The following is a 25459-nucleotide window of genomic DNA, read 5'->3' on the forward strand; positions in this document are numbered from 1 at the left end:
CGATCTACTTCAAGATGGCGGTCACCGGTTTGCCGTCCATGCCGGTCTGCGGCAGGCCGAGGATCTGTGCAATGGTGGCGGCCACGTTCAGGTTGGGGAAGGGTGGCTGCTCGCCTGCGTGCGGCTTGATGGCGGCACCTTCTGCGATGAAGATCTCCTGCATCAGCGGGCGGGTGTTGGGGTAGCCGTGTGCGCCGGTCTGGTTTTCGGTCGGCGTTGTGCCCGGCTTGATCTCACTGAACTTCCAGTCTTCCTTCGCATACGCCAGCACATCGAAGGCCGTGGGATTCGGCTTGCCCGCGTCGTGCGGCGTTGGCCAGCCCTGGGCGCTGATCTCGGCGTCGGTGGGCACCGTGTCGGTGGCGGGGGATGCGGCGAAGGCTGCGCGGATCTTTGCGGAGAGCTCCGGAGTTGCGTGCGCTTCGTAGATGTATGCGGCTCCGCCTTCGGCAAGTGCGGTTGCTTCGGAAGGCTTGATGCCGGCGTCGCGCAGGATCGCGTTGGGATCGGCGGTGTGGTGCACGCTGCTCTGGCCGTGGTCGCTGACGATGAGGAACGTCGTTCGGTCGAGGTCGCCTGCGTCCTTCACAGCCTGCACGACTTCCGCAACCCGGTCGTCCAGGAAGGCTGCGGTAACGACGCCGGCCGGCGTGCCGTAACCATAGGTGTGCTCGGCCGAGTCGAGCGCCAGCAGGTGCAGCAGCGTCAGGTTCGGGTGGTGGTGCTTGATCGTGTAGGCCGCTGCACGCGTGTAGATGCGGTCGCGCGAGGGCTGCGACGCCTTACGGAAGTTGTCGAGTTCAGCCTGCGAAAGGCTGCCGTCGGCGAGCATCTCCTGGATGAGTTTGCTGTCGCGCTCGGGCTGCTCGAAGAAGCTGTAGTCGATGCCGGCGTGTTCGATGGCGACCCAGTCCATCTCTGCGGTAGTCATGCCGGCAGCGTGTGCGGCTTCATAGACGGTGGGGACGCGTACGAGCTGGGATTTGGGTGCGTGAAACTCGACGGTGATGGGGCCGCCGGTCCGCTGCCCGGTGATCTGGCCATTGGCGATCAGGCCGTGCTTCGCCGGTGTGACGCCAGTGACCATCGCGGTGTGATTCGGCCAGGTGACCGTGGGGTTTACGGGCTGCATGCTGGAGGCGTAGGCGCCGTTCTGCATGAGGGCATGAAGGGCCGGAACGGGCAATAGGGGATCGTGCAGCAGCGATGCGCCGAAGGCGTCCAGGCTGATGACGACGACCATGGGCTTGCGCTGAGGTGTCTGTGCGGCGAGGGTGGTGGCGGCAAGGCAGAGCGCGGCGACAGTGGAGAGCAGCTTCTTCATGCGGGTCATTGAATCACACAGAGATTGCGATTGTGTTGCCGCGGATGGTGTCTCTGCGCGTTCTGATGGGCGAGGCTCGCAAGTCGCAAAACAAATGGCTTCAGCCTTGGAGGGGGTTCCCTCGCGGCTGAAGCCATCGTTCTTGTGAAAACGTGTTCCTTAGATCTGTTCCTTCGGAAGGGCCGGGTACATCGGCTTGCGACCATTGGCAGCGAAGCCATAGATCGCGATGTACACGTAGCAGACCGCGGGGATGATGAAGGCGTGCTGGTAGCCCACATGGTCGGCGACCTTGCCGTAGACATACGGAATGATGGCGCCGCCGACGATGGCCTGTACCAGCAGGCTGGATCCCTTGCTGGTGAGCTCGCCCAGGTCCGTCAGGCCCAGCGCGAAGATGCTGGGGAACATGATGGAGTTGAAGAAGCCAACTGCGAGGATCGTGTAGACCGCCGTGTTGCCGTGGGTCAGGACGCTGGTCAGGACCAGTGCGCAGGCGACTCCGCCCGCCAGGCCGAGGAGGGTGCCGGTGCGGACGCGCTGCAGTATGGCCGAGCCGATGAAGCGGCCGATCATCGCGCCGCCCCAGTAGTAGGGAACCATGCCCGCGGCCTGCACGGCCGTCATGCCGCCCACGCCGGGCTGGCCGAAGTAGCCGATCAGGAAGCTGCCGATCGAGACTTCTGCGCCGACGTAAACGAAGATGCCAAGAGCACCCAGCAGCAGCCAGGGCTGATTCCAGATGCTGGCGCCGAATCCAGCGATGGGCCGGTAGTCGACCGTCATGTGTTCGCTGGTGTCGAGTCGCACGGAGGCCAGCAAGCCGGCCAACACCAGCAGGATGCCGGTGATGACAAGGTAAGGCATCGTCACGGTGGAAGCTTCGTGCGCACGGTAGGCGACGCGCTGGGCATCCGACAGGCGGCTGACTTCAAGCGTGCTCATCGCGGTGACACCAGCCAGAATGGTGACACGGCCGATCCACGGAGCAATGGTGGTGCCAAGCGAGTTGAAGGCCTGTGACAGGTTCAACCGGCTGGAGGCGGTGGCCGTCGGTCCGACGCTGGCGACGAACGGATTCGCCGAAACCTGCAGGCAGGTGATGCCGGCGGCCAGGACCACCTGCGCCGCCAGGAAGATGGGATATGACGCCAGGCGCGCAGCAGGAATGAACAGGACCGCACCGGCAGCGGCGACGACGAGTCCGACGACCATCGTCTGTTTATAGCCGCGGTACTCCACCAGTTTGCCCGCGGGCATCGCGAACAGGAAGTACGAACCGAAGAACGCCGTCTGAATCAGCGCGGCTTCCGCAATGCTGAGCTCGAAGATGCTCTTCAGGTGCGGAATCAGGATGTCGTTCATGCAGGTGAGGAAGCCCCACATGAAGAAGAGCGTGGTCGCGATACTCATCGCACGGTAGTCGGTGCTCTTGCGACCGTAAAAAGAAGTGGTGGATGTGGTGGTCGAAATGGCCAAAGTGTGGGCTTCCTTCTGGGCCGCAGGTGCGCGGCGCTGCACTTTAAAGGGTATCGTGTGCGGGCGGATGCGTCACGAATGCAACACGGAATTCGTCCGTGGTGGCCGTACATCGCGCGATCTGCGGCGTGCGAATGCCCCGTGTAAGGCTAGGAGAGCCACTTCAGCAGCCGAATCACACCCATCCCCGCGGGTTTGCGGTGAGCCGAGACGTCCGTGCGGCCGTGGATCTCTGTGCGGTGGTCGCGATAGTGGGCGTAGGCCTTCAGCAGCATCTGTTCGTTGGTCAGGGTGGGCTGCCAGCCCAGTTCGCGCTTGATGGCCGTCGTGTCGAAGACGAAGCTCTCCGCGATCATCTTGTAGTGATACGGCCCCAGCGGCGAGATGCGCAGCTTGTGCGCGGCCATCATGGCGGCGATGGTCGGCCCCTTGGGCAGGGAGCGCACCTTGCTCCGGCTGCCGCCCGCCGCAATGACGCTCTCGTAGACAGCGCGCATGCTCTTCACATCGTCGCTGCCCGTATGGAAGAGGCCGCTGCGTCCGTACTGCGCACCCAGGATGCAGGCGGTTGCGAGGTCGTCGCCGTAGATGAACTGGTACTGGTTGCCGCCATCGCCCACGACCCACACGGTCTTGTGGTCGTCCATGAATTCGTACAGGATGGCCAGCAGGCCGAGTCGGCCTTCGTCCATGATGGTGGGGCAGCGCAGAATGACGACGTTCAGGTCGTCGAAGAAGGCGCGCAAGCGCACCTCTGCCTCCAGCTTGGAGCGGCCGTAAATCTCGATGGGCGCGGGAATGTCCCGCTCTTCGTGCACCGGATGGCCCAGGTTCGAGGCCCACAGGCAGTTGGTGGACACGAACACAAACGGCTTCACGCCGTGCTGCTTTGCCAGTTCCGCCAGCAGAACCGTGGCGTCCACGTTGCTGGTCCACAGCAGCTCTTCGTCCAGATGCATGCCATGCGCGAGCTGGGCCGCGGCGTGGAAGATGGCGTCAAAGCGATGTTCTGCGAAGATCTGCTCCATGCGCACACGATTGCGAAGGTCGCCGCGAATGCTGGTCAGACCGGGCAGGCCGGCGTCTTCATCCACCTCAAGGTCAATGTTGACTACGGTGTGGCCTTCGCGCAGCAGCCGCCGCTTCAGGATGCCGCCAAAGAAGCCGGATGCGCCGGTGACAAGATAATGAGCCATCGAGATCTATTGTCCCATTGCCGTGTTCAAGCGATGCAGCAGGCCAGACTAGGGCTTCTCCACGTCGCCTTCGAGCTTCCTCTCAATCGATTCTGCCGTAGCTGCTTCATCCGGAAAAAGCTTCTTCAGTGCATGCAACAGCTTGTCTGGTGCATAGCCTTCGACGTGCGCATCGCATGGCGCATCGTCATCCACGGCGTGGCCGGTCAGGACGAGCTTGATGTCCGGATGGTGCGCCCTTACGGCTTTCAGGAATCTGCTGACGAGGTCGTCATTGCCGGCGCTTACCACAATGCCGTGGATTCCCGGGAAGCGCTCAATCGTCGCTTCGGCTTCCGCGATGGAGTAGGCGGTGATGACGTTGAACTTTGCGGTCTCAATGACCAGCTTGCGGCTTGAGATGCTGCCGGCGAACTCACGATCGACGACCAGAAAACAGGGGCGTAAGAACAAGGGAGGGACCTCCGTCCGTTGGATGCAACTCTACGCCTGCTGCACGCACGCGATCCGCTCTATGCCCTGCAGGTCGGCGACATAGTGCTGATTCTTACCCGTCTTCAGCAGTTCATCCAGTGCAGCGGTGCGGCCTGCGGTTTCCAGCAACTGCCAGCCCCCGGGTACGAGGTGCTGCGAGGCTTGTGGGATGAGTCGACGCAAGATGTCGAGACCATCTTCGCCGCCGAAGAGTGCGAGGTGCGGCTCATGCAGAACCACCTGCCGGTGCAGCGTCGAGGCTTCCTGCTGCGGTATGTATGGCGGGTTGGAGACGATCAGGTCGAACGACTGTCCCGCAACAGCGGCCATCAGATCCGATTCCAAAAAAACGATGCGATCTGCGCCCAGGCGGGCGGCGTTGGTACGAGCTTCACGTAATGCAGCCGGAGAGATGTCGAGAGCGGTGACAGAGCTCTTCGGATACTCCAGCGCCAGCGTGATGGCGAGGATGCCGCTGCCGGTGCCGACATCCGCGATCTTCAGCGGAGCGTTGCGATCGGGGTAGAGCCGCAAGACCTCTTCGACGATGTGTTCCGTCTCAGGACGGGGGATCAGCACATCCGGCGAGACGAAGAAGTCCCGGCCGAAGAACTCCTGCGATCCGCGCAGGTGCTGGATGGGCACCGCGCCGCGACGCTGGGCAATCATGCCCTGGAACGATCCGGCCTCTTCCTCGCGCAGTGGGCGATCCGGCTGGGCCAGCATCTGCACACGGGTAAGGCCCGTTGCAATCTCAAGGATCTGCTGGGCATCGCGTGCGGCGTTCTCGCGCAGGTCATCGCTCATCGCGAGACGCGCCGTGCCGAAGGTCAATGCAGACTGAACCGTTGCGCCTTTAATCGTAAGAGGATCGTGCATGCTTACGCAGCCACCGCTTCCGCCTTCAGGCGTTCGTTGGTGTCATGTGCAATCAGTGCGTCGATCACCGGCTGCAGCTTGCCTTCCATCACGTACTCCAACTGGTGGAGGGTCAGGCCGATGCGGTGGTCGGTGAAGCGGTTCTGCGGAAAGTTATAGGTGCGGATCTTTTCGCTGCGATCGCCTGTTCCGACCTGCGACTTACGCGCGGTGGCCTGCAACTGATGCTGCTTCTCCATCTCGACTTCGTAAAGACGCGAACGCAGGACGCGCATGGCTTTTTCACGGTTCTTGATCTGCGACTTCTCATCCTGGCAGCTGACGACCGTGTTGGTGGGCAGGTGCGTGATGCGGATGGCGGAGTAGGTCGTATTGACCGACTGGCCGCCCGGTCCGGACGAACAGAAGGTGTCGATGCGCAGATCCTTCTGTTCCACCTTCACGTCGACCTCTTCCGCCTCCGGCAGAACGGCGACGGTGATGGCCGAGGTGTGGACGCGGCCCTGCGTCTCGGTTGCAGGCACACGCTGCACGCGGTGTACGCCGCTCTCATACTTCAGGGAAGAGTAGACGCGGTCGCCTTCGATCAGCGCGGTCACATCCTTCATGCCGCCGACAGTCGACTCCGTTTCGGAGAGAATCTGGACCTTCCAGCGATGCTGCTCGGCGTAGCGCAGGTACATACGGAAGACCTCGCCGGCGAAGAGCGAAGCCTCGTCGCCACCGGTAGCTGCGCGGATTTCCAGAACGACGTTCTTGTCATCGTTGGGATCCTTGGGCAGCAGCATGATCTTCAACTGCTCTTCAACTTCCAGCAGGCGCGGTTCCAGGCCGGAGAGTTCTTCCTGCGCCATGGAGCGCATGTCCGCATCGTCTTCAGCCATCATGGCCCTGGCGTCGGTGATGCCGGCAGCGACGCGCTTGTACTCACGGAAGCGCTCGATGACGGGCTCCATATCCCGATGCTGCTTGGTGATCTTCTGGTAGCGGGTCTGATCGCTTACCAGTGCAGGGTCCGACAGCTCTTTTTCGAGCTCTTTGAAGCGGTCTTCCAGTTGTTCCAGGCGGTCAAACATGGGCGAATCTCCTCCTGCGGTGAGCAGGGCAGTCACAGATCAGAATTTTGGGAAGCGAAAAGTGCGCGAAACGCGCGGCTGCGTCGGGGAGACGTAGCTAGGCAAAGCCGAGACGGGCGGCCGCTGAGCGGGAGGAATTCACCGAATTGGACAGGGCGCGCACCATGACTCTTATTCGATGATAGCGCGTGCGGCCGGATGCAGCGCAGGGAACCGCATCGCGGCGGCAGGCGGATTCACGGTCTTGCTGCGTTAGATCGCGCGGATCAGCCGCACGGGCAGCGTGAACAGTGCCGAGATCAGCTCCAGCACACCCTCGACCGCGATTCCAACAACGCGGAAGGGCAGCAGCAGAAGCCACACGACGGGGTACAGCACCAGCGCGATCAGAGCGAGCGGCCAGCACAGGACGAACAGAACGCAGAATAGGAGTAACTTGAGCACGGCGCCCTCCAGGAAGCTATACGCAGACGCGAGACAATTGTTCCACCTGCGATTTGCGACGTCCAACAGGACAGTGACGAGAAAAAGGAGAACCACACATGCCCATCGACCCGAAGACGACCGCACTGCTGCTGATCGAGTACCAGAACGACTTCGTGAGTGAAGGTGGCGCGCTGCACGCCGGCGTGAAGGGCGTGATGGAGTCCACGAATATGCTGGCGAACACGCAGAAGACGCTGGAGGCGGCCCGAGCCGCCGGTGTGACGATCATGTTTGCACCCATCAGCTTTGCCGAGGGCTACCGCGAGATCACGCCACGGCCGTATGGCATCCTGAAGGGCGTTGTGGACAGCAATGCCTTTCGGCGGGGTACCTGGGGCGCCGAGATTGTCGATGCGCTGCCGCGGGCCGAAGCCGACATCGTCATCGAAGGCAAGCGTGGCCTGGATTGCTTTGCCAGTACGAATGTCGACTTCATTCTGCGGAGCCTGGGAATTCAGCACGTTGTCGTAGCCGGATTCCTGTCCAACTGCTGCGTGGAATCGACGGGCCGCAGCGCGTATGAGCGCGGCTTTCACGTCACGGCGCTGTCGGACTGTTCTGCGACATTGTCCGAGGAGGCGCAGCGCATGACCTTCGAAGTCAACCTGCCGATGTTTGCCGAGATCAAAACGCACGACCAGTTTCTATCGGAGCTGGCGTAGCGGCAGATGCGGGTTAGCCAACCCGGTGGGGGGTGGTGCATCTGCATAAGAACGCTATGGCGTTCTTTCTCCAACTCGCACAACTGGCCGATGAGCTCGCTGCAACGTCCAGCAAGCTGAAAAAGCGCGCGGCGATCGCGGCGGGCATTCTTGCGGCGCGCGATGCGGGCGATACGCAGGACGCAGGATTATTTGCGCTCTATCTTTCGGGTGAACCGTTCAGCGAGGCTGATACACGCAAGCTGAATCTGGGCGGCGCCATTCTTTCAAAGACGATTCGGGAGATCGTGAAGCCGACAGAGGCGCAGTTCACCGCGGCGTGGCGGCGGCATGGCGATCTGGGCGCGGCGGCGGGCGATCTGTTTGCGGAACTGGGCCATGCACCGGAACCCACGCTGACGCTGCGCGAGATCGAGGCGGCGTTTGCGGCGATTCCTGCTGCGAAGACGACGGCAGCGCGGCAGGAGATTCTTGCCGGTCTGCTGCAGCGATGCTCGCCCGTTGAGGCGAAGTACCTCATCAAGCTCATCAACGGCGATATGCGGATTGGCGTGAAGCAGGCGCTGATTGAGGAAGCGATTGCCGTCGCCAGTGAACAGCCGCTGTCTGCACTGCGCAATGCCGTGATGCTGGAGGCGGACCTGTCGCAGGCCACACGCATGGCATTTGCTGGCACGCTGGGTGAAGCGCGCATGCGTCTCTTCCATCCGCTGGGCTTCATGCTGGCGTCGCCGGTGGAGACGGCTGCTGAAGCCGTGAAGCGATTTGCCTCCAAGCCCGATGCCGCACGGGATGCCGACATCTCCGGAGCACCCGCGAGCGATGCGGAACCGGGGCCGCACATCGTCGAAGAGGATGAGTCGTCGCTCGAAGACCCTGATGTGGAGCATGTACCGGTGGAAGCAATCCGGCTGAGCGCGCAGGTCGAGGACAAGTTCGACGGCATGCGGGTGCAGCTGCACTGCGGCGACGCAACGCAGCCGGGCCGCGTGGCGCTGTACTCACGCAATCGCGAAGATGTGACGGTGAGTTATCCGGAGATTGTCGAGGCCTTTAGCCGCATCGACACGGCGGTGCTTCACGGCGATGCGCAGGGAGTCATACTCGACGGGGAATTGCTGGCGTGGGACGTGCGCACAGACCGTGCGATGCCGTTTGCTGTACTGTCGCCACGGATTGGCCGCAAACGCGTTTCGAATGACATTCGTGTGAGCACGCCGGTTGTCTTCATGGCCTTTGACCTGTTGTTTGCCGGTGGAGAACTGTTGCTGGACCTGCCGCTGCGCGAACGTCGGCACCGGTTGGAGGCGCTGGCGACAAAGGTTGGCGCAGTCACACGTTCGCCGCTGGAGCTGCCGGCGCCGATGCCCTCGGGCGGTCTGTTCGCTGATGAGGGAGCGCTCGTGCCCGACGGCGAACAGCGGTTGAAGCTATCGCAGATTGTCGAGGCGCACTCGGCCGAGGAGCTTGATCGGACCTATGTTGCAGCGCGTGATCGCGGCAATGAAGGCGTGATGATCAAGGCGAGTGAGTCGCTCTATGTGCCCGGCCGTCGCGGGCTGAGCTGGATGAAGCTGAAGCGTACGCTGGACACGCTGGATGTCGTCATCACCGGTGCGGAATATGGCAGCGGACGCCGGTCGCAACTGCTCTCCGATTACACCTTCGCGATCCGCGGACCGGAGGGATCGTTGCTGAATGTCGGCAAGGCGTATGGCGGCCTCACGGACGTGGAGATCGTTGAGCTGACGCAGTGGTGCAAGGAACATACGCTGGAAGACACCGGCCATTTCCGCACGGTGGAACCGCTGATCGTGCTGGAGATCGCCTTCAACAATGTCATGCGCAGCGATCGCCACGCCAGTGGCTTTGCGCTCCGCTTTCCGCGCATTGTGCAGATCCGGCAGGACAAGCCAACCGCAGAGATCGATACGCTGGAGCGGGTTGAAGAGATCTACCAGTCGCAGCCAGACAAGCCATTTGAGACTTCGGAAGGGCAGTGAGAAGGGCAACCCAAAGGTTGCCGTCTTCTCTTAAGGATCAAAGGCTTGGGTGCCCCACCTTTGCTCGCAAAGAACGGGCACCCGGAGGATCACTTCACCTTTTATCGTCGCTTAGGCGAAGCAGTAGCCGTTAGCGCTCTGCGACCTGTGCGGTGCCAGCGTCTGCGGGCTGTACGGTCAGGTCGTCTTCCAGGCGGAAGCGAACCAGCGATTCTGCGGGAATCACGATGTCGCGATTGCCTGTTGCACCCGCCAGCAGCGTGCCGAGGCCACCGCCTGCGAGTCCGCCGACAGCGAGCCCAACGCCACCTGTTGCGAGTCCGCCCACCAGCATGCCTACGCCCGCCGTGCCGCCGATAAAGGCTGCCGAACGCTTGCCCTTGCCCTTCTTGCTGGCAACGAAGTCAGCTGTCTCAAGCGGGTAGACCTTGCCGTTGAAGACAATCGAAGTCAGACGCAGTTCCAGGATCGAGCGGCCCTTGAAGTGACCGCGACGATGCGCCGCGTCGACTACGCCACGCACGTTCGTGCCGCGCGGCAGAATGACATTGCCGTCGCGCGAGACGCCCTCAGCGAGCACGCCGGTGAAGCGCTCGCCTGGTGCCGCGTGCTTCACGTCGATGCGCTGATTGATACGAATGGCAAGGCTGGTGCCTGCAGGGATGGTGACGTTCGTCGGCACAAAGTTCGCAGGCGCAGCGTACGTGTTGCCATCCGCCGCGGGGGCCACGGGCGCACTGTAGGGGCGCGCGTTGGGATCGGTTGCTGTGCCTGGCTCGGCCACGGCTGCCGCCTGAACCATCACGCCGGGCTGCTTATAACGAGCGGCGTGGCGCGGCTGTGGATGCTGGCCGTTGCTCCAGTCGGGCAGGCCGGTAATGTTCTGGGTTCCGGCGGGTGCCGTGGTCTGCACCATCGTGGGCTGCGCAGTGCCGGGGGCGGGCGCGCTGACCATGGTGACGGTCGTGTTGCCGGCGCCGTCAACGTAGATCACCTCTTCGGGCTGACCGCTCGTTGCGACATCCTTCTTCGCCGCATCAATTGCGCTCTGCTGCTTGCTGCAGCCGGTGGCAAGGCAAACGACCAGCGAAAGTGCGGCAACGGGCTGCTGCCATGCTCTAAAAGACAGAAAGTTATTGCGAGAGATCATGTCGTTCCTCCGGGGGAGACCGCGCCGGAACACGGCGGCAGGAATCTCAACCCTGCGCGTGGGATGCGCGGCGGGAAAACGAACGCTGCCCGACATAGTGAAGTTCGCTGATAATTTTGTTGACGCCGCGCCCGCCTACAACCTTCGTGTTACGCGGAGAAACGGACCGCGCCGTTCACGATCGTGACCGACACGCGGCCAAGCATCGGGGCACCGTGGAAGGGCGTGTTCTTCGACTTTGAGCGCGTCGTCGCAACATCGTAGGACCACTGCTGCGCAGCATCGAAGACCACCAGGTCAGCCGGTGCGCCGACTGCAATCCGGCCCACATCATGGCCCAGATCGCGCAGGCGGAACTTCTCTGCCGGTGCCGACGTGAACAGCGCCAGCACCTTCAGCAGCGGCATGCCATGCTCGCCATGCAGGATGCGCAGCGATGCACCAAGGGCAGTCTCAAGTCCGGTGATGCCGTTGGGCGCACGCTCGAACTCCACGTTCTTTTCGTGCTCCGCGTGCGGTGCGTGATCAGTTGCAATCACGTCCACTGTCCCGTCAAGAATCGCCGCGATGCATGCGTCACGATCGCTCGCGGCGCGCAGCGGCGGGTTCATCTTGAAGTGTGTGTCGTAGCGGCGCGAGCGTTGTGCTTCGTCGCCGGCAATGGCTTCATCGGTGAAAGCGATGTGGTGCGGAGCCACCTCGCAGGTCACATGCAGACCGCGCTGCCTGGCTGCGCGGATTGATTCAAGCGCCTTTGCCGTCGACACGTGTTGCACATGCAGATGAGGCTTCAGTTTGTGTTCGCGTTCGATCTTTTCGAGCAACGCAATGTCGCGATCCACAATGCTCGACTCTGCCTCGATCGGCATACCGCGCAGACCGAGACGAAACGCGACCGGGCCAAAGTTCATGCTGGCGCCCACGGTCATGCGCGTGTCTTCGGCATGCTGCGAGATCGGCAATCCAAGCCGCGCAGAGGCGATCAACGCCTGCTCCATCATGCTGTCTGCAAGGACTGGCTTGCCATCATCGGTAAAACCGATGGCACCTGCTGCGGCCAGCGCGGCATAGTCCGTCAACTCGCCGCCCATGCTGCCGACCGTCGCCGCGGGCATTGCGAGCACACGAGCCGACGAGCCACGCGCGGGTGACTGTACAAACTGAAGCCACTCCACCGTGTCAGTGACGGGCACGGTGTTCGGCATGGCGACCACTGTTGTCACGCCGCCTGCAACTGCTGCGAGCGTGCCGGTCGCGATGGTCTCTTTGTGCGTCTGGCCCGGCTCGCGCAGGTGCACGTGCATGTCGATCAGGCCCGGCGCAATGGTCAGGCCGGCGCAGTCGATCACCTGTGCTCCGGTGTCCTTCGCCAGTTGATCCAATTCGCCCGCGCGACCGGAGTAAGTCATCTGGGTGACGAGACCGCCTTCTATGAAAACATCGCCAAGATCATTCAGGCCGCAGCCGGGATCGACGACGCAGCCGCCGCGAAGAAGTATGGCACTCATGCGTTTGTCTCCGGTCGCAGGGCACGGTCCAGCAGCGCCATGCGGATGGCGAGGCCGTGCTTCACCTGCTCTTCAATGGCGGATTGCGGGCCATTGGCCACAGCAGAATCAATCTCAAGTCCACGCACCATCGGCCCGGGATGCATCACGAGGGTTTTGGGTGCAATACGCGCAAGCCGCTCCGCATCGAGTTGATAGCCCGCGATGTAATCGGCGGTATCAATATCGAGACCGGCAAGGCGCTCGCGCTGGATGCGCAGCATCATGGCCACGTTCGCCTGCGAAAGTGCGTGCTCAAAGTCGCGCTCAATCGCAACACCCGGTGAGATGGAGAGCGCTTCCTTCGGGCAAAGCTCGGGCGGTCCGCACAGGATCACACGCGCACCCAGCCGCGGCAGCAGCATCGCATTCGAACGCGCTACACGCGAGTGCCGCACATCGCCCGTGATGACCACCGTGAGGCCGCCAAGGGTGTTGGCACTCAATGACTCCGAGAGTCCCAGCCGCTTCAGCATCGTGCGAAGGTCCAGCAGCGCCTGCGAGGGGTGCTCGTGCATGCCATCCCCCGCGTTCAACACGGGCAGGCCGGTGCATCGCGCCAGCACTTCGGGTGCGCCCGAATAGTTCGAGCGAAGAATGATCGCCTCGGCACCCAGCGCGCGCAGCGTCACGCCGGTGTCATGCAGGCTCTCGCCCTTTTCAATCGAGGAAGACTTGTCGCTGACCAGCGTGGTCATGGCGCCCAGCGACTTCGCCGCCAGTTCAAACGAAGTCCGCGTACGTGTGGACGATTCGTAGAACAACAGCGCAACCTTGCGGCCATCCAGCCGTGCCATGCGCTCGCGGTGCGGCATCGACTCCAGATGGTTCGTCAGCGCCAGCAGGCTGCTGATCTGTTCGATAGAGATGTCTTGAATCGAAAGCAGCGAACCGGGGTGAGGGGCGTGCGGATTGGCAGCAGTGAGGCTCATGCTCCTGCCGATGTTAGCAGGAAGGGTCAGGGCAATGCTCCGGTTGGTATAACTATCGATCATGTCCTCGAACCTGCGCATCTACGCCGTGTCTATCGGCCTTGCCCTTGCTGCCGTCAGCCCGCTGTCCTCCGCAGCCCAGTCGAAGCCGCTTGAGAGTGCAACGTATCGGCTGCCGGCGTGGTCGCAGCAGATCGCCATCCGCGAGGGTTGGCTGGCCAGACATCACGCGCTGCTGCTGGACATGATGCGCCGCAACCACGTGGACATGTGGATAGTGGTCAATGAGGAGTTTCACAATGACCCGCTGACGGAGTATGTGGCACCGCCACGACCCTACACCGGCAATCGCGACATCTTTGTCTTCATCAACACAGGCACAGATCTTCGCAAGGTCGCGATCACGGGGTATTCGGAAGACAATCTGAAGAGATTTTTTGAGAATCCCGACGATCCTATTCCCGCGGAGAAGCTCCTGCCGCAGCTCTACGCGCAGTACAAGCCGAAGCGGATTGCGCTGGCGATGGATGCGAAGCGCGGCGCGCAGCGATCCATCACGCATGACTCGTACCAGTTCCTGGCGAAGGCCATGGGGCCAGAGGCGGAGGGCCACTTCGTTCCTGCGGCCGACCTTATCGAGGAGTACTGTGCGACACGCATTCCCGACGAGTTCGACACATACAAACTGCTGGTGGGACTGACGGACGAACTGACGAAGCGTGCATTCTCCAACGAGGTCATCACACCGGGCAAGACGACGGTTGGCGATGTACGCCGTTGGCTCTACGACGCGATGTATGCGAACCATGTGACCACATGGTTTCAGCAGGACATCCGTCTGCAGCGCAAGGGCCGCGATACTGGCACATCCCGGGGCTTCCTTGCCATTGAGCCCGAGGCGACTGTCATCCAACCGGGTGACCTGCTGCACGTTGACTTTGGTGTGACAGGCATGGGCCTGAACACCGACTGGCAGAAGATGGCCTACGTTCTGCTGCCGGGAGAGCAGGACGTCCCGGCTGGCATGAAGGTGGCGTTCGCGCACACCTCCACGCTGCAGCACACGCTGGAACAGAGCTCGCGGCCCGGACGCAAGGCCGGCGAGGTCTATGCCGAGATTATGGCGGAGATGAAGAAGCAGGGCATTGAGGCGAAGGTCTACAGCCACCCCATTGGCGTGCAGGGCCACGGCCTCGGCGCGGCCCTGGACTATCGCTCGTCGGAAGCGGGAGCGGCGCACGACAAGATTCAGCAGGAGGGCATCTACCTGTCCATCGAGCTGAACACGGCAACGCCACTCCCCGAGTGGAACAACCAGAAGGTGTACATGATGAACGAGGACGATGCGTACCTGACGAAGGAAGGCTACAAGACCTTCTTTCCGTTGCAGGACCGCATCTACCTCATTCAGTCGAAGTAGTGCCTTACTGTGCCAGCACCTGTTCGTAGTACTGCTCGTACATGGGGATGATGCGGCTGGTGCAGAACTTGTCCTGCGCGGTCTTGCGTGCGGCTTCGGCCATGGTCTGCTGCAGCGTGTCGTCCTTCAGAATGCGGATCGCCGCTGCTGCCATGGCTGCCACATCGCCCACGGGGAAGAGCATGCCGTTCACGCCGTCTTCCACCAGCTCCGGAACGCCGCCGACGCGGGTGGCGATGCAGGGAACGCGGCAGGCCATGCCTTCCAGCGCAGCCAGGCCGAAGCTCTCCATCTCGGACGGCATCAGCATCAGGTCGCCCAGGGGCAGCAGATCCTGCACGCTGTCCTGCTTGCCCAGGAAGTGGATGCGGTCCTGGATGCCGTGCTGCAGCGCGAGATGCTCCGCGATGGAACGGTCGGGGCCGTCTCCGATCAGCATCAGGCGGCTGGGCACCTCGCGCGCAATGCGGGCGAAGGTCTCCACCACGTCGCCCACGCGCTTGACGCGGCGGAAGTTCGACAGGTGGATCACGATCTTTTCGTCTGCGCGCGCATACCTTGGCCGCAGCTCGCGGCGCTTGGCCTCGTCGGGCTTGTAGACGTCGCAGTTCACGAAGTTGCGGATGACTTCGATCTCGCGCGTGATGCCGAAGGAGCGCTCTGTCTCATCCTTCAGGTGGGCCGAGATGCTGGTCACGCCGTCGCTCTGCTCGATGCCGAAGCGCGTGATGGGCAGGTAGCCGGGATCCTGGCCGACGAGCGTGATGTCCGTGCCGTGGAGCGTAGTGATGAAGGGCAGACGTATGCCCTTGGCGGCGAGCATCTGCCGCGCCAGCAGCGCGCTGACCGAGTGCGGAATGGCGTAGTGCACATGCAGCAGGTCCAGGCCGTAGAACTCGGCCACTTCGGCCATGCGGCTGGCGAGCGCGAGATCGTAGGGCGGGTACTGGAAGAGCGGGTAGGTCGTGACGGCGACCTCGTGGAAGAAGATGCCTTCCTCGCGGCCGGTCAGCCGAAAGGGCTGCTGATAGGTGATGAAGTGCACCTGGTGGCCGCGCGCGGCAAGCTCAATGCCGAGCTCCGTCGCAACAACGCCGCTGCCGCCGTAGGTGGGATAGCAGGTGATGCCAATCTTCATTGCGATGTCCCGGCTGCCATGCGGCTAGTCCGTCAGTTCCACGAGCAGAACACTGTCGGTGCCGTCGACTTCACTCAGCTTCACCTCGATGATCTCCTTCGAGGAGGTGGGCACGACGCGGCCGATGAACTGCGCCTCAATCGGCAGCTCGCGGTGGCCGCGATCGATCAGGACCAGCAGGCGCACGGAGCGCGGGCGGCCATGGTCGAAGAGTGCATCCAGCGCGGCGCGGATGGTGCGGCCGGTGTACAGCACGTCATCCATCAGGACGATGTCGCGCCCGGCAATGTCAAAGCCGATCGCCCCGGCCTGCACCGTGGGCTTGGGGCCGGCGGTCGACAGATCGTCGCGATAGAACGAAATGTCGAGCACGCCCGTCTCAACCGGTTGCTTCTCAATGCCTTCAATAATCTTTGCAAGGCGCTGCGCCAGCGGCACGCCACGGCGCTTGATGCCGATCAGGCCCAGGTTACCGCTGCCTTCGTGCTTCTCAACGATCTGGTGCGCCAGGCGCACGAGCGTGCGGTCGATCTCAGACGCGGACATGAGCCGGCCTTTTTCGCGAATGCGTGGCGTCGTGGCTGGGGGCGTGGTGTTATCGCTCATCGTGCGCTGATGATACGAGGGCGCGGAAGGGCGCGGCAAGTTTGTGGCTGCCTTCGCCTATGTCTTCACCCATTAGCTATGTCCCGGAGAGCGCACGTCAGCCCAGGTTGCGCTGCCGCCGTGCACGCAAAAGTGCGCCGGCAATCCAGCCGCAGATGGATCCGGCCAGGATCAGCAGCAGTAGGGTCATGCCATAGCCGGCGATGAAGCTGCCCGCGTGAAATTCTGGAGACTGCAGGAAGCCGAGCAGCTCGGGAGGCGGTGGCGAGGTGTCGGTGATCTGCTTCATCATCGCGTCCGAGGCGCCCTGGATCTTGTCATCCATGGTGTGCGAGTGGAAGTGGTAGCGCAGCACGAACCCCACGATGCCCGTAAGCAATGTGATCAGCGATCCCATCATCAGACCCAGCGTGCCGCCCAGGCGCATGCCGGTGGCAGGCGACATCTCGCGAAGAGGGCGAATGCGATGGTAGGCGACCGCAACAGCCAGGGACAACATGGGGACGAGCAACAGGGAAAGGCCGCCCACGGTGCCGTCCGCTACAGAGCTGGGAATAGCTGCGGCAGGCAGCACGCCCGCCAGTGTTGCCACGCCAAGAATGCGCATGGCGACCGGCCAGTCCAGCGATGTGGAATGCACGGAGCGGCCGGCCGCCGGGCCGGAGCCAGTGTGTGGCAGGGTTTCGCTGTGCTCGCGTAACGCGTGTTCCGACACCGTGAGTTGGGGCAGGCCGCAATGGGCGCAGAAGGCGGCCGGCCCGTCATCGACGACCGGCAGCGACGCGCCACAGCGGGGGCAGCTTTGTTCCATTAGCAAAAGGCTACAGCAAACGGCGGGTCGCCATCGCCGGCAGGTCATGGTCGCGGCATTCGTTGCATCATGGACGGTATGAATATTCAGGACAAGGCGCCGGGTGTGGTGCTTTCGCTGACAGGGCGGGTCGCCCTTGTGACGGGTGGATCGCGCGGCATTGGTGCCGCAACGGTGCGGCTGTTTCGGCAGGCGGGTGCGCGTGTAGCGTTCAGCTATCGCGTGGCAGAGGAGCAGGCGCTGGCCCTGCAGGCGGAGATGGGCGGGCCGTCGGTGTGCTACGCCATCCGGCAGGAGCTGGCATCGGCAGGGGACGGCGACGCCCTGGTGGCCGCTGCGGCCGAGCATTTCGGGCGGCTGGACTGCATGATTGCAAATCACGGCATCTGGCCTCCGCATGACGCACCCGTCGGCAGCATGACAGATACCCAGTGGCGCGGCACGCTCTCGGTGAATCTGGACAGCGTCTTCGGGCTGGTGAGGGCGGCGGTGGCTCAGATGCAGCGGCAGACGGTCTCGCCGGGGCAGTCGAGGGGGCACATCGTCCTGGTGAGCTCCACCGCAGGGCAGCGCGGCGAGGCCTTCCATGCCGACTATGCCGCAAGCAAAGGAGCGCTGATCAGCATGACCAAGGGCCTTTCGACGGAGCTTGCGGGCGAAGGGATTTACGTCAACTGCGTCGCGCCGGGCTGGGTGCGGACCGAGATGTCCGGGGCAACGCTCGACGACCCGGCGACGGCGGGGAAGGTCTTCGGGGCCATCCCCCTGGGCCGTGTCGCCACGCCGGATGAAATCGCCGGGCCGATCCTCTTCCTGTGCACGCCCTGGGCCGGGTTTGTCTCCGGGGAGATCTTCAACGTCAACGGCGGTGCGGTGCTGGTGGGGTAAGGTCTCTGTCGCGCAGCAGGACGGTGGACCGGGTGCCTCATCTATCGGGCACCCGGTCGGTCGTCACCCGACCAAAGCGGAGCCACGAACAGAATGGCGACGGTGATTTTAGCGGCGCAGGATTCGTGCAGGATTGCCCGCGACGGTCGCCCCTGCAGGCACGTCATGCGTCACGACTGAGCCTGCGCCGATGATTGCGTTGTCGCCCACGGTAATACCCGGCAGCAGGATTGCTCCGCCGCCGATCCAGCAGTTGCGGCCGACCGTCACAGGCTTGCCGCACTCCAGTCCGCTGAGCCGGACGGCCTGGTCCCTCGGGTGGTCGGCTGCGTAGATCTGAACGGCCGGGCCAATCTGGGTGCCGTCGCCGATGTGGATGGGCATCACGTCCAGCAGGACGCAGTTGAAGTTCAGGAAGACGCCTCTGCCCATGTGGATGTTGTAGCCGTAGTCACAGGCAAAGCCGCTGCGAACCTCTGACTCGGCGCCGAAGCTGCCGAACAGGATACGCAGCAGTGCCACGCGCTCAGCGGTGTGGTCCGTAGCGTTCAGGCGCAGTAGTTGGGTCTGGCACCAGCAGCGATCGGCCATTAACTCGGCGTCGTTCGCCAGGTACAGGTCGCCTGCCATCATCTTCTGCTTCTCAGTTGCGGCGGAAGGCCTTGGTTCGAACATGCACCAGTCTGATGCGGCGCATCTGTTCTGCGGAGGCATGTACCCTCGGATTGGGATTTGCGTCCAACAGCGTGACACTGAGGTTCGATTGCCGACTCGATTTCGTTCCATGAAGACCGTTCTGCTCGTCGCAGTGCTGTCCGCGCCCGTGGTGCACGGGCAACAGCCGCAGACGCCCAAGCGTGAAGAAAACATCGTCGTGACCCAGCCGAAACCCGGTGAGGAGAACGACCAGGTCAAAGCGCGCGCCGCGCTGAACAGCATGTACAACGCGCTGGGCGGAGCGCGCTGGCTGAACCGTGGCGACTATGTCCTGAAGGGACATACCTCGTCCTTCTACAAGAACGCGCCCACTGCAGTTGGCGACTTCCTCCAGTTCCACCACGCTCTTCCCGACGGCAAATGGGAGGACCGCATTGAGCTGTCGAAGAAGCGCGATGTTGTGCAATTGTGGACCACCACCGAAGGTGTCGAGATCACCTATAAGGGCCGCAAGCCCCTGCCGAAGGAGTTGCAGGAAGACTACTTCCGCCGCATCCACTACTCCCTCGATACCATCGCCAATGTGTGGCTGAAAGACCCGGCAACGCTGCTGATCTACGGTGGGACGGCGGTCGTCGCGAGACGGCAGGTGGAGCAGGTGACACTGATCGACAAGGACAATAACTCTGTCGAGGTCGACATGGAGATGAGCACACACCTGCCCATGCGCCGCATCTTCAAGTTCCGCAACACCACCTATAAGGACTTCGACGAGGACGTTGAGGAGTACAGCGATTTTCACGATGTGGATGGCATCCCCACGCCCATCGTCACCACGCGTTATTTCAACGGCGACATGGTCGCGCAGCGCTTTGTCGAGGAGATGCAATACAAACCGGTAGACCCGGCACTCTTCACTCCGACCGCGCCCATCGGGAAGCACAAGTATTAATGCGGCGGAACGCCCTGATCGCCACTGCCTTGCTGTCACCCGTGCTTGTCTGCGCGCAGAAGCCGGGACCGAAACTCGAACTGAATCTGGAGGCGCGGGATGTTGTGCGCGGCGTGCCGACCACCTTCCACATCATCCTTCGTAACATCGGGCAAGAAGACATCCGTCTGCCTGAACCTGCGCTCGGCTGTGCCAGCGCGTTGGACGGAACGGTGCTGCTGGTGGAGAAGTACACGCCCACGGTGCCTGGCCTGGACGATGGATTCGGACCCGGCTGCACGGCGGACCGACCGTACTCGCAGGATATTCTGAAGCGCGCCAGGTCCTGGGTGTTGCTGCGGCCCGGAGGCTACCTGGAACGCGTGGCAAGCCCCGGCCGCATGCGCTATCAGAACCATGGCGCGGGCACCTACGACCTGTGCGCCACATACACACCGCCGGTCGTCACGCCCGAAGAAGCACGTGCGCTGGCCAGCGCGGACTATGTGTTTCCGCGAACAAAGCTGACGAGCAGGCACATTCTCCTGAAGAAGGACCGTTAGCCAGCCAGGAACTGTGTGGACCTCCAAATCGGGTCAAGACCACAGACCGGGAAGCCCACCCGAGGTCACGACATAGAAGATCCTACGGTTCGACGGAGTTGTAAGCTCGCGCGTCGAGCGATACCCGCTCTTGCACCGCAGGAATGCTTCATTGCGTTTACCGGACATCGAGCGCTACGATCTTCGCCGCGCCGGCGATGCCGTCCACCACGTCCGTCTGCAGCACTGCCTCAAAGTCCCGGTCACGAGCCGCGGGACCCAACTGCCGTTGCAACTCGCGCATGCTGTCGGGCGATGCAAGGAATTCACCGGCAGCCGCCGTGCCGCTCATACCAATGCCCGCGGCGATCATGACAACCTGCCCCAGCGCGTCGCTGTGGACGCGGGCAACCAGCGCGTAGTCGCGATTCACGGTGGTCATCTTATCGCGCAGGCGGATGGACCACTGCCGTGATTCCGGCGACTTCGCATCCCGAATGTAATACGCAGCAGCGTCGCTACCCGCAAATCGGTAGCGCAGGGGCTCCAGCAGTTGCAGCGTCCACTGGTTACTCAAGCCACCCAGGAAGATGACGGGGCCTTCCCGCAGGTCGTTCAGGTTCGTGCCCAGGTTCAGCCGGACACGCACGGGCCGGTGCTGGCGCTCCACCACGGACTCGAGTTTCATCATGGCCAGCACGTCGGAATAGACGACATTCTCGCCCAGCAACTGGTGATCGAAGAAGGTTCCGGAGGCGGGCAGTTGTTTGTCCGCAAGGTCCAGCGCGTGGGCGATCGCCTCTTCCGTCGTATTGGCGTTACCCGGGCCGTTCTTCTTGACGCTCATCGGCAGGCAGAAGGTGACGGGGCCGCTGGCAGCGAAGACCGGTTGCCATAGAACGTCGAGCGGGGACGGACGAGAGAGACGCCACGCCGCCACGCCGCCCAGACAGAGAACCAGGGCCGCCAGCAGGCTGAAGAGTACGAGCCGTGGTGTCTTGCGGCGAGCCGCAGGTGCGATTGGCTCCGCGGTGCTGACGGCGACTGGCCACGGAGCGGGCTCGGCGATGCGTTCCTCGGACCGCAACTCATGCTTTGAGGCCTCTTCCGTCTCGCGGCCGGGCAGAAACTCCGGGATGTAAGACCCCGGCGTGAGTTCGATGCGCAACTCGGAGGCGTGCGCCTCCTCGTGGTAGTACTGCGCGATCCGTTTGCGGATCTCCGCCACCGTCACGCGGACGATGGGATCGGATGCCGTGTCGTAGTCCAGCGCGCGCCCAAAGACCTCCACGCCCAGGGTTCGTTCCTTCAGGTGCGGTCCGCGACCTTCCAGGGTCTCTTCCACGATGTATCGCAGCAGGGTGGGATACCGCCGGCTATTCCGAAAGTGAGTCGAGTGCAGCAGCTTTTCCATCTGCGCGCGCACCCTCTCCCTTTCTTCCGCTGGTGCAGGCGAGGGTGTATTTGGATCGTGGGCTGTAGGCAACATGTATTTCCGCTTCGAAAGGTCGTGAGCGAGGATAGGCCCGAATCGGAGCGATTGACAACTTCTTTACCTGCTCTTTACCTCTGCATTTTTCGGCCAAATTCCCGTTTTACCTCTCCGTCCATACCCGTTGGACCTGAACAGCTCTTTTCCATGGTGCGTAGAGTCCGCTCGTCATTGGAACGACCCGGAATTCCGCGGCGAATGCGCCACGCGAAACGGGGTATTCACAGACAGCCAGAACGGCAGGGATCCTTATGAATAATCGATATTGCACTATCTTTCGGAGTGGCCAGACGCGCGCAGCACACAGCATCGCCTGTGCAGCGGTAACTCTTATGGTGCTGGGCGGGGCCAACATGGCACACGCACAGCTGACGACGGCAGACATCATCGGTACCGTCACGGACGCCTCGGGGGCAACCGTCCCGAATGCCCAGGTGGAGGTCAAGAACCTTGCCACCAACGAAACCCGAACCATCACGTCAGGCGCCAGCGGCGAGTATGTCGTCAGTAACCTGAAGCCGGGACACTACAGCATCACGGTGACGGCATCTGGATTCAAGGTGACCAAGACCGGCGATCTTGCCGTGGAAGCAGGCGACCGCGCCCGCAACGACACCAGGCTCGAGCTCGGCAACGTGTCGGAGACGATCAGCGTCGAGGCCCAGACGCCTCTTCTGCAGTCTGAGAATGCTACGGTCAGCTCCACGGTGACGGCACAGGCCGTGCAGGATCTGCCGCTGAACGGCCGCAACTACGTCCAGCTCGTCCAGCTCGTCCCCGGCGCGAACGAAGGGCCCGGCAACGGACTTACCTCTGGCGGACGTCCGGATGACCGCCGTCAGTCCTCCTCGATCTCTGTAAACGGCCAGGACGACACGCTGAACAACTTCACCATCGACGGCTTCGACAACAATGAGCGCGTCATCGGCACCAGCGGTGTCCGCCCGAACGTGGAGGGCATGCAGGAGATCAGCGTCCAGACCAACAGCTACGCTCCGGAGGCCGGTCGCACCGCCGGCGGTGTCATTAACATCGTGACGAAGAGCGGCGGCAATCAGTTCCACGGCAGCGTGTACGAGTACTTCCGCAACGACATCTTCGACGCCCGCACCTTCTCCCAAAACACGGGAGCGAAGCCCGAACTGCGGCAGAATCAGTTCGGCGGCAGCATCGGCGGACCCATCTTCAAGGACAAGACGTTTTTCTTCGGAGACTACGAAGGCCTGCGGCAGGTCATTGGTGTCACCTATAAGAGCACCGTCCCGACCATCGACGAGTACAACAACATCAACAGCATCGGCGGAGGTTCGCCGCAGGCACTGGTGGCGGCGGGCGCGGGCACTGCGGGTCGTCCCATCGACCCGATTGCTCTCAACTACCTGAAGCTCTTCCCGGCACCGAACGAGCCGGGGCTGACGAACAACTACATCGTCAGCCCCAGCAAGACCGCGACCAGCAACCTGTTCGATGTGCGCATCGACCACCACTTCAACGCCAACAACCTCTTCTTCGGCCGGTACACCTACAACAAGGTGGACAGCACGATTCCACCGGCACTTGGCACCCGGAACGGCCTGGACATCTCGGGCGGGCGTTACATCTTCGCGGGACCGGCGAGCGATGCGGCGCAGCAGTATGCCTTCGACTACACCCACATCTTCAGCCAGAACCTGCTGGTGGACCTGAAGGCTGGCTATACCCGCATCAACAACCTGTCGCTACCGCTGAACTATGGCAAGAACGCAGCGACGCAGGTGGGCTTTGGCCCCAACATGAACTTCAACGCCACCAGCAACGTTCTGCCGCCGATCTCCTTCGGCCCCTTCGCAGATATCGGCGACGGTGCTTACGTTCCGCTGCAGGACATCGACAGCACCTTCCAGTATGCGGCCATCGTGAACTGGACCAAGGGCAATCACAACCTGAAGTTTGGCGCCAGCTACATCCGGCGACAGGCACGCAACCTGCAGAGCGCGTTCCCGGGTGGCCAGTATGGCTTCAACCTGATCTCGGATAACGTGTCTTCCACACAGATTCCGGATGCCAACGCCCGCCAGAAGAAGCAGCAGGATAACCAGCTGGCCAGCTCGCTGGTTGGCGCCTTCTCCTCCGAAGGCCGCAACTATAACCTGAACACGCCGGACTACCGCACGTACGAGCCGAGCTTCTTCATCCAGGACAGCTGGAAGGCGATGCCGAATCTGACGGTACTGTACGGTGTGCGGTATGACCTGTTCACACCGTTCACGGAAGCGCACGGTCACATCTCAAACTTTGACTTTAACCAGGCGCTGACGCTGACCTCGGCGACAGTCGGCCAGGCTTTGAAGATTCCCGGGGTGAACGGTGTCGATGGCCACGCGGGCATTGGTGTCGATCACAGTAACTTTGCGCCGAGAATCGGCTTTTCCTACTCACCTAACGCAAGAACGGTTTTGCGCGGAGGCTACGGCCTCAGCTTCTTCCCTGGCAACTACACCTCCAATGCCGATCTGAAGAATGCGCCTTTTGTCTCGGTCTACTCGCCCAACTGCGTCTCCAGCGTCGGCTACCAGATCCAGAGGCAGCAGGGCGTGGCGGCAAGCGCTTCCAACCCGGATTGCGCCACGGTCGCCGGTGCCGTCCCGACCTTCGACGCGGGCCTGCCGCTGCCGGCAGCACAGACCATCAACAGTCCGGCACTCTCGTTTACAGCGGAGAGCCCGAACTTCCGTTCGGCGATGATCCAGCAGTTCAACCTGCAGGTGCAGCAGCAATTCGGGGCGAACGTCCTGACGGTCGGTTATGTGGGCAACATCGGCCAGCACCTGCCACAGACCATCAGCGACATCAACGTGCCGAAGCCGGGTAACTCCGTCAATGGCGGTGCATCCTCGGCTCGTCCGCTCAGCACGATTCTGCCGAATCTGGGCGGCGTTAGCTGGATCATCAGCGAAGGCGTCTCCAACTACAGCGCTTTGCAGGTTTCCTTCCAACGGCGGTTCGTTCATGGCCTGTCGTTCGACGGCAACTACACCTGGGGCCGCGCGGCAAACGACGTGACCGGCTTCAGTCAGGAGGGTGCGCAGGGTGCCTATAACGCGGATCCGACCCGGATTCGCCTGATCGACTACGGCTTGGCGGAGAACGACATCAAGAACCGCTTCGCCCTGTCGCTCAACTACGCCATCCTGGAAGGCCACCACTTCAGCAACGCGTTCGAGACGTTCGCGCTGGGCGGCTGGCAGGTCAACACCATCACCGTGTGGCAGGGCGGCAAGCCGGTCTCCATCCTGAACAGCAGCTCCGCTTCGCTGCCAGGGGATTCCGGGTATAACAACCGCGCCACTCCGATCAACAACGGCGGTACTGATCGTCCCAACCAGATCGCATCGCCCGGTCTGGGGAGTCCCACCAACAGCCGGTACTTCAACACGGCGGCGTTCGTTCCGCAGCCGCTTGGCACCATTGGCACCACGCAACGGAACAATGTCTTCGGACCGCACTTCCGTCACGTGGATCTGTCACTGTTCAAGGACTTCCGAGTCACGGAGCGTACCAAGGTGCAGTTCCGCGCGGAAAGCTTCAACATCTCCAATACGCCCAGCTACCAGCTGACGCAGGGCAGCGGCAACGTGCAGCTTGGCAACTCCGCCTTCGGTACCGTTACCGATGCGGACTCCAACTACACGCCGCGGCTCTTCCAGTTCGCACTCAAACTCAACTTCTAACGACTTCACTGCACCACGAATAAGTTGTGTCACTGGCCTCCTGCCGGACAGCGGAA

The 25459-nt window shown here is 62.5% G+C and carries 22 protein-coding genes; 7 read left to right on the forward strand and 15 right to left on the reverse strand.

Annotation, left to right across the window (positions count from 1 at the left end; translation table 11 throughout):
* Positions 1-4: 4 nt before the first annotated feature.
* The 7 genes from BLW03_RS12395 to BLW03_RS12425 all read right to left on the reverse strand — a co-directional run bounded on the left by BLW03_RS12395 (position 5) and on the right by BLW03_RS12425 (position 6872).
* Positions 5-1324 carry an alkaline phosphatase family protein gene (locus BLW03_RS12395; RefSeq protein WP_244502065.1) on the reverse strand — a complete coding sequence of 440 codons (1320 nt, stop codon included), beginning with the start codon at positions 1322-1324 and terminating at the stop codon, positions 5-7.
* A gap of 159 nt (positions 1325-1483) precedes the next feature.
* Positions 1484-2803, reverse strand: coding sequence for a sugar MFS transporter (locus BLW03_RS12400; RefSeq protein WP_074654368.1), 1320 nt, complete (start codon positions 2801-2803; stop codon positions 1484-1486).
* A gap of 149 nt (positions 2804-2952) precedes the next feature.
* Positions 2953-3999 (reverse strand): NAD-dependent epimerase/dehydratase family protein, encoded by a 1047-nt coding sequence (locus BLW03_RS12405; RefSeq protein ID WP_074654369.1) that lies wholly within the window; start codon positions 3997-3999, stop codon positions 2953-2955.
* A 48-nt stretch (positions 4000-4047) separates the two neighbouring features.
* Complete coding sequence (locus tag BLW03_RS12410) at positions 4048-4452, reverse strand: response regulator (RefSeq protein WP_244502066.1); 405 nt, start codon at positions 4450-4452, stop codon at positions 4048-4050.
* A 30-nt stretch (positions 4453-4482) separates the two neighbouring features.
* Positions 4483-5352, reverse strand: a complete 870-nt coding sequence (gene prmC / locus BLW03_RS12415; RefSeq protein WP_074654371.1) for a peptide chain release factor N(5)-glutamine methyltransferase — start codon at positions 5350-5352, stop codon at positions 4483-4485.
* A gap of 2 nt (positions 5353-5354) precedes the next feature.
* A complete protein-coding gene (gene prfA, locus BLW03_RS12420) occupies positions 5355-6428 on the reverse strand; it encodes a peptide chain release factor 1 (protein WP_074654372.1) in 1074 nt (357 codons plus the stop codon).
* 252 nt (positions 6429-6680) lie between these two features.
* Positions 6681-6872 (reverse strand): hypothetical protein, encoded by a 192-nt coding sequence (locus BLW03_RS12425; protein ID WP_074655982.1) that lies wholly within the window; start codon positions 6870-6872, stop codon positions 6681-6683.
* A 98-nt stretch (positions 6873-6970) separates the two neighbouring features.
* Here BLW03_RS12425 and BLW03_RS12430 point away from each other — a divergent pair, with 98 nt between their 5' ends.
* Both BLW03_RS12430 and BLW03_RS12435 read left to right on the forward strand, forming a co-directional pair.
* Positions 6971-7576 carry a cysteine hydrolase family protein gene (locus BLW03_RS12430; protein ID WP_212733192.1) on the forward strand — a complete coding sequence of 202 codons (606 nt, stop codon included), beginning with the start codon at positions 6971-6973 and terminating at the stop codon, positions 7574-7576.
* Positions 7577-7632: 56 nt separating this feature from the next.
* Positions 7633-9579 (forward strand): ATP-dependent DNA ligase, encoded by a 1947-nt coding sequence (locus BLW03_RS12435; RefSeq protein WP_074654373.1) that lies wholly within the window; start codon positions 7633-7635, stop codon positions 9577-9579.
* Positions 9580-9709: 130 nt separating this feature from the next.
* Here the strand turns inward: BLW03_RS12435 and BLW03_RS12440 are convergent, their stop codons facing one another.
* The 3 genes from BLW03_RS12440 to BLW03_RS12450 form a co-directional block, all read right to left on the reverse strand.
* A complete protein-coding gene (locus BLW03_RS12440) occupies positions 9710-10729 on the reverse strand; it encodes a hypothetical protein (protein WP_074654374.1) in 1020 nt (339 codons plus the stop codon).
* 149 nt (positions 10730-10878) lie between these two features.
* Positions 10879-12237 carry a dihydroorotase gene (locus BLW03_RS12445; RefSeq protein WP_074654375.1) on the reverse strand — a complete coding sequence of 453 codons (1359 nt, stop codon included), beginning with the start codon at positions 12235-12237 and terminating at the stop codon, positions 10879-10881.
* Positions 12234-13208 carry an aspartate carbamoyltransferase catalytic subunit gene (locus tag BLW03_RS12450; protein ID WP_074655984.1) on the reverse strand — a complete coding sequence of 325 codons (975 nt, stop codon included), beginning with the start codon at positions 13206-13208 and terminating at the stop codon, positions 12234-12236. The genes BLW03_RS12445 and BLW03_RS12450 overlap by 4 nt, the downstream gene beginning before the upstream one ends.
* A 61-nt stretch (positions 13209-13269) precedes the next feature.
* On the opposite strand from BLW03_RS12450, the gene BLW03_RS12455 reads away from it, so the two are divergent.
* Positions 13270-14628: a M24 family metallopeptidase gene (locus tag BLW03_RS12455; protein WP_074654376.1), complete on the forward strand. Its 1359-nt coding sequence runs from the start codon at positions 13270-13272 to the stop codon at positions 14626-14628.
* A 4-nt stretch (positions 14629-14632) separates the two neighbouring features.
* Here the strand turns inward: BLW03_RS12455 and bshA are convergent, their stop codons facing one another.
* From bshA to BLW03_RS12470, 3 genes are all read right to left on the reverse strand, one after another.
* A complete protein-coding gene (gene bshA / locus BLW03_RS12460; protein WP_074654377.1) occupies positions 14633-15766 on the reverse strand; it encodes an N-acetyl-alpha-D-glucosaminyl L-malate synthase BshA in 1134 nt (377 codons plus the stop codon).
* 24 nt (positions 15767-15790) lie between these two features.
* Complete coding sequence (gene pyrR / locus BLW03_RS12465) at positions 15791-16372, reverse strand: bifunctional pyr operon transcriptional regulator/uracil phosphoribosyltransferase PyrR (protein WP_074655985.1); 582 nt, start codon at positions 16370-16372, stop codon at positions 15791-15793.
* A 97-nt stretch (positions 16373-16469) separates the two neighbouring features.
* The gene (locus BLW03_RS12470) at positions 16470-17183 is read right to left on the reverse strand and encodes a TFIIB-type zinc ribbon-containing protein (RefSeq protein ID WP_074654378.1); all 714 of its coding nucleotides are present in this window, start codon (positions 17181-17183) and stop codon (positions 16470-16472) included.
* A 69-nt stretch (positions 17184-17252) separates the two neighbouring features.
* Here BLW03_RS12470 and BLW03_RS12475 point away from each other — a divergent pair, with 69 nt between their 5' ends.
* Positions 17253-18071 carry an SDR family NAD(P)-dependent oxidoreductase gene (locus BLW03_RS12475; RefSeq protein ID WP_083350505.1) on the forward strand — a complete coding sequence of 273 codons (819 nt, stop codon included), beginning with the start codon at positions 17253-17255 and terminating at the stop codon, positions 18069-18071.
* 108 nt (positions 18072-18179) lie between these two features.
* Here BLW03_RS12475 and BLW03_RS12480 read toward each other — a convergent pair whose 3' ends face one another.
* Positions 18180-18746 carry a sugar O-acetyltransferase gene (locus BLW03_RS12480; RefSeq protein ID WP_074654380.1) on the reverse strand — a complete coding sequence of 189 codons (567 nt, stop codon included), beginning with the start codon at positions 18744-18746 and terminating at the stop codon, positions 18180-18182.
* A 109-nt stretch (positions 18747-18855) separates the two neighbouring features.
* Between BLW03_RS12480 and BLW03_RS12485 the strand changes: the two genes are divergently transcribed.
* A complete protein-coding gene (locus BLW03_RS12485) occupies positions 18856-19680 on the forward strand; it encodes a hypothetical protein (protein WP_139285190.1) in 825 nt (274 codons plus the stop codon).
* Positions 19680-20222, forward strand: a complete 543-nt coding sequence (locus BLW03_RS12490) for a hypothetical protein (protein WP_074654382.1) — start codon at positions 19680-19682, stop codon at positions 20220-20222. Before BLW03_RS12485 ends, BLW03_RS12490 begins: the two co-directional genes overlap by 1 nt.
* Positions 20223-20379: 157 nt before the next feature.
* On the opposite strand, the gene BLW03_RS12495 is transcribed toward BLW03_RS12490, so the two are convergent.
* Positions 20380-21690 carry a hypothetical protein gene (locus tag BLW03_RS12495; RefSeq protein ID WP_074654383.1) on the reverse strand — a complete coding sequence of 437 codons (1311 nt, stop codon included), beginning with the start codon at positions 21688-21690 and terminating at the stop codon, positions 20380-20382.
* Positions 21691-21944: 254 nt separating this feature from the next.
* On the opposite strand from BLW03_RS12495, the gene BLW03_RS12500 reads away from it, so the two are divergent.
* A complete protein-coding gene (locus tag BLW03_RS12500; protein ID WP_074654384.1) occupies positions 21945-25403 on the forward strand; it encodes a TonB-dependent receptor in 3459 nt (1152 codons plus the stop codon).
* Positions 25404-25459 lie beyond the last annotated feature (56 nt).

It is taken from the genome of Terriglobus roseus (genome assembly GCF_900105625.1).
Taxonomy (GTDB): Bacteria; Acidobacteriota; Terriglobia; order Terriglobales; family Acidobacteriaceae; genus Terriglobus; species Terriglobus roseus_B.

Excerpts from the sequence above, each read along its gene's own strand:
- BLW03_RS12395 (WP_244502065.1), bottom strand. The coding sequence starts at position 1,324 with ATGAAGAAGCTGCTCTCCACTGTCGCCGCGCTCTGCCTTGCCGCCACC.
- BLW03_RS12405 (WP_074654369.1), bottom strand. The coding sequence starts at position 3,999 with ATGGCTCATTATCTTGTCACCGGCGCATCCGGCTTCTTTGGCGGCATC.
- prmC (WP_074654371.1), bottom strand. The coding sequence starts at position 5,352 with ATGCACGATCCTCTTACGATTAAAGGCGCAACGGTTCAGTCTGCATTG.
- prfA (WP_074654372.1), bottom strand. The coding sequence starts at position 6,428 with ATGTTTGACCGCCTGGAACAACTGGAAGACCGCTTCAAAGAGCTCGAA.
- BLW03_RS12430 (WP_212733192.1), top strand. The coding sequence starts at position 6,971 with ATGCCCATCGACCCGAAGACGACCGCACTGCTGCTGATCGAGTACCAG.
- BLW03_RS12435 (WP_074654373.1), top strand. The coding sequence starts at position 7,633 with ATGGCGTTCTTTCTCCAACTCGCACAACTGGCCGATGAGCTCGCTGCA.
- BLW03_RS12440 (WP_074654374.1), bottom strand. The coding sequence starts at position 10,729 with ATGATCTCTCGCAATAACTTTCTGTCTTTTAGAGCATGGCAGCAGCCC.
- BLW03_RS12445 (WP_074654375.1), bottom strand. The coding sequence starts at position 12,237 with ATGAGTGCCATACTTCTTCGCGGCGGCTGCGTCGTCGATCCCGGCTGC.
- BLW03_RS12450 (WP_074655984.1), bottom strand. The coding sequence starts at position 13,208 with ATGAGCCTCACTGCTGCCAATCCGCACGCCCCTCACCCCGGTTCGCTG.
- BLW03_RS12455 (WP_074654376.1), top strand. The coding sequence starts at position 13,270 with ATGTCCTCGAACCTGCGCATCTACGCCGTGTCTATCGGCCTTGCCCTT.
- bshA (WP_074654377.1), bottom strand. The coding sequence starts at position 15,766 with ATGAAGATTGGCATCACCTGCTATCCCACCTACGGCGGCAGCGGCGTT.
- pyrR (WP_074655985.1), bottom strand. The coding sequence starts at position 16,372 with ATGAGCGATAACACCACGCCCCCAGCCACGACGCCACGCATTCGCGAA.
- BLW03_RS12470 (WP_074654378.1), bottom strand. The coding sequence starts at position 17,183 with ATGGAACAAAGCTGCCCCCGCTGTGGCGCGTCGCTGCCGGTCGTCGAT.
- BLW03_RS12475 (WP_083350505.1), top strand. The coding sequence starts at position 17,253 with ATGGACGGTATGAATATTCAGGACAAGGCGCCGGGTGTGGTGCTTTCG.
- BLW03_RS12480 (WP_074654380.1), bottom strand. The coding sequence starts at position 18,746 with ATGTTCGAACCAAGGCCTTCCGCCGCAACTGAGAAGCAGAAGATGATG.
- BLW03_RS12485 (WP_139285190.1), top strand. The coding sequence starts at position 18,856 with ATGAAGACCGTTCTGCTCGTCGCAGTGCTGTCCGCGCCCGTGGTGCAC.
- BLW03_RS12490 (WP_074654382.1), top strand. The coding sequence starts at position 19,680 with ATGCGGCGGAACGCCCTGATCGCCACTGCCTTGCTGTCACCCGTGCTT.
- BLW03_RS12495 (WP_074654383.1), bottom strand. The coding sequence starts at position 21,690 with ATGTTGCCTACAGCCCACGATCCAAATACACCCTCGCCTGCACCAGCG.
- BLW03_RS12500 (WP_074654384.1), top strand. The coding sequence starts at position 21,945 with ATGAATAATCGATATTGCACTATCTTTCGGAGTGGCCAGACGCGCGCA.